Source organism: uncultured Winogradskyella sp. (assembly GCF_947498005.1).
In the GTDB taxonomy this organism is placed as follows: domain Bacteria; phylum Bacteroidota; class Bacteroidia; order Flavobacteriales; family Flavobacteriaceae; genus Winogradskyella.
In genome coordinates, this window is sequence record NZ_CANMIW010000018.1 from 1 (window position 1) to 5,925 (window position 5,925).

A 5,925-nucleotide genomic window follows, 5' to 3' on the forward strand; every position below is an offset into this window, starting at 1 on the left:
TCAGATTAAAAAAAACGAAAAAACCCTTACTAAATAAATAGTAAGGGTTTTACAATACCGATATATCGGTAAAAAAGGCGGCGACCTACTCTTCCACAGTCAAGCAGTACCATCGGCGCAAACGGGCTTAACTACTCTGTTCGGAATGGTAAGAGGTGAGCCCCGTCGCTATAACCACCTTAAGTTTTGGTTGTTATAAAATAATCAACACTAATATTGTTGACATATTGAAAAAATCACATGATATAAGTAATATGTATTGTAAACTTTATAAAAAAACAGGCGTACAATAAGCCTATGGGTTATTAGTACTACTCGGCTATGACATTACTGCCTTTACACCTATAGCCTATCAACGTGGTAATCTTCCACGACCCTTTAAAGAAATCTCATCTTGTGGTGGGTTTCGCGCTTATATGCTTTCAGCGCTTATCCCTTCCGAACGTAGCTACCCTGCAATGCTCCTGGCGGAACAACAGGTACACCAGAGGTTCGTCCAACTCGGTCCTCTCGTACTAGAGTCAGATCCACTCAAATTTCTAACGCCCACTGTAGATAGAGACCGAACTGTCTCACGACGTTCTGAACCCAGCTCGCGTGCCACTTTAATGGGCGAACAGCCCAACCCTTGGGACCTTCTCCAGCCCCAGGATGTGACGAGCCGACATCGAGGTGCCAAACCCCCCCGTCGATATGAGCTCTTGGGGGAGATCAGCCTGTTATCCCCGGCGTACCTTTTATCCTTTGAGCGATGGCCCTTCCATACGGAACCACCGGATCACTATGCTCTACTTTCGTACCTGATCGACCTGTATGTCTCTCAGTCAAGCTCCCTTATGCCATTGCACTCTACGCACGGTTACCAAGCGTGCTGAGGGAACCTTTAGAAGCCTCCGTTACTCTTTTGGAGGCGACCACCCCAGTCAAACTACCCACCAAGCACTGTCCTTTCATTGAAAGTTAGACTCTAGATAAGCAAAGGGTGGTATTTCAACAATGACTCCACAACGCCTAGCGACGCCACTTCAAAGTCTCCCACCTATCCTACACATTACTTATCCAAAACCAATACTAAGCTATAGTAAAGGTGCACGGGGTCTTTTCGTCCCACAGCGGGTAATCGGCATCTTCACCGATACTACAATTTCACCGAGCTCATGGCTGAGACAGTGTCCAGATCGTTACACCATTCGTGCAGGTCGGAACTTACCCGACAAGGAATTTCGCTACCTTAGGACCGTTATAGTTACGGCCGCCGTTTACTGGGGCTTCATTTGAGATCTTCGAAGTAAACTTCTAAACCCTCCACTTAACCTTCCAGCACCGGGCAGGTGTCAGGCCCTATACATCATCTTTCGATTTAGCAGAGCCCTGTGTTTTTGATAAACAGTCGCCTGGACCTTTTCACTGCGGCCCATCTTACGATGGGCGACCCTTCTCCCGAAGTTACGGGTCTATTTTGCCTAGTTCCTTAGCCATGAATCTCTCGAGCACCTTAGAATTCTCATCCCAACTACCTGTGTCGGTTTAGGGTACGGGCTGCTTCACTTGCTTTTCTTGGAAGTCGATTTGCTAGATTATCACCTTGACCGTAGTCTCAGTGTACTATCGCGGTATTACTACTCGCTTCAACGTACTATTCCGTCAGTACGCACTAACTTTTCGCCTCCGTCACGTTTAGTGTGAGCAGGTACAGGAATATTAACCTGTTGTCCATCCACTACCCCTTTCGGGTTCGCGTTAGGTCCCGACTAACCCTCAGCTGATTAGCATAGCTGAGGAAACCTTAGTCTTTCGGTGTGCGGGTTTCTCGCCCGCATTATCGTTACTTATGCCTACATTTTCTTTTGTAGCTTCTCCAGCATGCCTCACAGCACACCTTCGACGACACTACAATGCTCCCCTACCACTTTTACAAGTCCATAGCTTCGGTAATATGTTTATGCCCGATTATTATCCATGCCGAACCGCTCGACTAGTGAGCTGTTACGCACTCTTTAAATGAATGGCTGCTTCCAAGCCAACATCCTAGCTGTCTAAGCAGTTCAACCTCGTTTATTCAACTTAACATATATTTGGGGACCTTAGCTGATGGTCTGGGTTCTTTCCCTCTCGGACATGGACCTTAGCACCCATGCCCTCACTGCTGATTAACATTTTATAGCATTCGGAGTTTGTCAGGAATTGGTAGGCGGTGAAGCCCCCGCATCCAATCAGTAGCTCTACCTCTATAAAACTATAAATCAACGCTGCACCTAAATGCATTTCGGGGAGTACGAGCTATTTCCGAGTTTGATTGGCCTTTCACCCCTACCCACAGGTCATCCGAAGACTTTTCAACGTCAACCGGTTCGGGCCTCCACTGTGTGTTACCACAGCTTCACCCTGCCCATGGGTAGATCACACGGTTTCGCGTCTACCACTACTAACTAAAGCGCCCTATTCAGACTCGCTTTCGCTACGGATCCGGACCTGAAGTCCTTAACCTTGCTAGCAACGGTAACTCGTAGGCTCATTATGCAAAAGGCACGCCGTCACAGATCAAGTCTGCTCCGACCGCTTGTAAGCGTATGGTTTCAGGTTCTATTTCACTCCCTTATTCAGGGTTCTTTTCACCTTTCCCTCACGGTACTAGTTCACTATCGGTCTCTCAGGAGTATTTAGCCTTATCGGATGGTCCCGACTGATTCACACAGGGTTTCACGTGCCCCGCACTACTCAGGATACCACTATCTTAACAATCTTTACTTATACGGGACTATCACCCTCTTTGGTCAGTCTTTCCAAACTGTTCTAATTCATTATGCATCGAATATCGTGGTCCTACAACCCCAGCATTGCCGTAACAATACTGGTTTGGGCTAATCCAATTTCGCTCGCCGCTACTATCGGAATCACTTTTGTTTTCTTCTCCTCCGGGTACTTAGATGTTTCAGTTCTCCGGGTTCGCCTCCTTGCGGATAACATGTCTTCAACATGCTGGGTTGCCCCATTCGGATATCTACGGATCAATTTGTATGTGCCAATCCCCGTAGCTTTTCGCAGCTTATCACGTCCTTCATCGCCTCTGAGAGCCTAGGCATTCCCCATACGCTCTTATTTAGCTTATTGTACTTTTGTCTTTTTAATGAGTTACTATTTAGTTTTAAACTATAAAGCTTAAAACTAAACTTTATGATTAATTAAAAGCTCGTAAACCCTAATTAATCATTATTACTTTATAAAGAGATAAATCTCTCTATATTATTTCATGTATCTTTTTCAATATGTCAATGAACTTTCTATTTCCTATATAAACAAGAAATGTTGTGGAGAATATCGGAGTCGAACCGATGACCTCCTGCGTGCAAGGCAGGCGCTCTAGCCAGCTGAGCTAATCCCCCATTTATTAAGTAGTCAGTTATCAGTTAACAGTTATCAGTTAAATGATGACTTATACGTCAACTTGGGATACTCATCTTCCAGAATTTCCTTTAATTAGTAGTCTCAGGCAGACTCGAACTGCCGACCTCTACATTATCAGTGTAGCGCTCTAACCAGCTGAGCTATGAGACTCTACTTAATTATTATAAAATTAAATTAACAGCAAGAGAATAAATTAAATATTTCCTTATAATAGAACCTTTCTTATTAGTCGTCTTTCTCTAGAAAGGAGGTGTTCCAGCCGCACCTTCCGGTACGGCTACCTTGTTACGACTTAGCCCTAGTTACCGATTTTACCCTAGGCCGCTCCTTGCGGTGACGGACTTCAGGCACTCCCAGCTTCCATGGCTTGACGGGCGGTGTGTACAAGGCCCGGGAACGTATTCACCGCATCATGGCTGATATGCGATTACTAGCGATTCCAGCTTCACGGAGTCGAGTTGCAGACTCCGATCCGAACTGTGATAGGGTTTATAGATTCGCTCCTTCTCGCGAAGTGGCTGCTCTCTGTCCCTACCATTGTAGCACGTGTGTAGCCCAGGACGTAAGGGCCGTGATGATTTGACGTCATCCCCACCTTCCTCACAGTTTGCACTGGCAGTCTTGTTAGAGTTCCCGACATGACTCGCTGGCAACTAACAACAGGGGTTGCGCTCGTTATAGGACTTAACCTGACACCTCACGGCACGAGCTGACGACAACCATGCAGCACCTTGTAAGTGGTCCGAAGAAATAGCTATCTCTAACTAATGCAACTTACATTTAAGCCCTGGTAAGGTTCCTCGCGTATCATCGAATTAAACCACATGCTCCACCGCTTGTGCGGGCCCCCGTCAATTCCTTTGAGTTTCATTCTTGCGAACGTACTCCCCAGGTGGGTCACTTATCACTTTCGCTTAGCCACTCAGACCGAAATCCGAACAGCTAGTGACCATCGTTTACGGCGTGGACTACCAGGGTATCTAATCCTGTTCGCTCCCCACGCTTTCGTCCATCAGTGTCAATATATTGTTAGTGATCTGCCTTCGCAATTGGTATTCTATGTAATATCTATGCATTTCACCGCTACACTACATATTCTAACCACTTCACAATAATTCAAGATAACCAGTATCAAAGGCAATTTTACGGTTGAGCCGCAAACTTTCACCTCTGACTTAATTATCCACCTACGGACCCTTTAAACCCAATGATTCCGGATAACGCTTGGATCCTCCGTATTACCGCGGCTGCTGGCACGGAGTTAGCCGATCCTTATTCTTACGGTACCGTCAGCCATCTACACGTAGATGGGGTTCTTCCCGTATAAAAGCAGTTTACAACCCATAGGGCAGTCTTCCTGCACGCGGCATGGCTGGATCAGGCTTTCGCCCATTGTCCAATATTCCTCACTGCTGCCTCCCGTAGGAGTCTGGTCCGTGTCTCAGTACCAGTGTGGGGGATCCCCCTCTCAGGGCCCCTATCTATCGTCGCCATGGTGTGCCGTTACCACACCATCTAGCTAATAGAACGCATATTCATCTTTTACCGCCGAAGCTTTAAAGTTGTTTTGATGCCAAATCAACTTACTATGGGGTATTAATCTTCATTTCTAAAGGCTATCCCCCTGTAAAAGGTAGATTATATACGCGTTACGCACCCGTGCGCCACTCGTCAGCAAAAGAGCAAGCTCTTCTCTGTTACCGTTCGACTTGCATGTGTTAGGCCTGCCGCTAGCGTTCATCCTGAGCCAGGATCAAACTCTTCATCGTTAAATTTTAAGTCTTACGACTATTTCTTTAACAACTAATAGGAATTATTCTAGTACTCTAAATGATTTATTCTCTTGTTTTAAATCAATCGTTTCCAATTAATTTTTACGCTGTCAATTCAATATGTTAATGAACTTTTTTTCTTTTCTTAACTCGTTTCCTTGTTAAGCGGGTGCAAATATAAAACCCTTTTTTTATTCCCACAAATTAATTTTGAAAAAAAATTTAATTATTTTTTTAAAGCTTAATTTTTCTGAAAATGAACGTCCGAAATGTAAACTAATGTTTTTGTTTCGGGGTGCAAATATAAAACCCTTTTTTAATCCTACAACTACTTTTTAAACTTTATTTTAATCTTTTTTTCAATACTCTTAAAACCACACATTTACACACTAAAGTTTTTTTCATATTACTAATCTGAAAGAACGTTTAATCAAAAGATCGTTATAGTTAGTTCATATAAAACGTCTACCTAATTATTCATATTACTCCAGTAAAGCAGCACTGTCACTGCCATTATATATAGATTCAAACGCAAATACATCATATCCTTTGATTAAATCAAACAAATAAACATAAAAACTTTTCTGTTTGGATATACTAAACCCTATATATAATTCTTACTTTAGAAGGATTAGGTAATGATCGGAGATTTATGAACAGTTAAAGTCTTTGCAGTATAACATACCGATCTCTAAATAATAGTTAAACAGAATATAAATGATACTTACTACTCTTTAACTTTTACATT

General features: G+C 43.8%; 2 tRNA genes and 3 rRNA genes. All 5 read right to left on the reverse strand.

Annotated features, from left to right (window positions below):
- Window positions 1-72 precede the first annotated feature (72 nt).
- The 5 genes from rrf to Q0891_RS17080 all read right to left on the reverse strand — a co-directional run bounded on the left by rrf (window position 73) and on the right by Q0891_RS17080 (window position 5,174).
- Window positions 73-182 (reverse strand): 5S ribosomal RNA (rrf, locus tag Q0891_RS17060).
- Between the two features lie 103 nt (window positions 183-285).
- Window positions 286-3,111, reverse strand: a 23S ribosomal RNA gene (locus tag Q0891_RS17065).
- 198 nt (window positions 3,112-3,309) lie between these two features.
- Window positions 3,310-3,383, reverse strand: a tRNA-Ala gene (locus tag Q0891_RS17070).
- A 98-nt stretch (window positions 3,384-3,481) separates the two neighbouring features.
- A tRNA-Ile gene (locus tag Q0891_RS17075) sits at window positions 3,482-3,555 on the reverse strand.
- 93 nt (window positions 3,556-3,648) lie between these two features.
- A 16S ribosomal RNA gene (locus tag Q0891_RS17080) occupies window positions 3,649-5,174 on the reverse strand.
- Together the 16S, 23S and 5S rRNA genes with 2 tRNA genes alongside form the textbook arrangement of a ribosomal RNA operon.
- Between the last annotated feature and the right edge of the window lie 751 nt (window positions 5,175-5,925).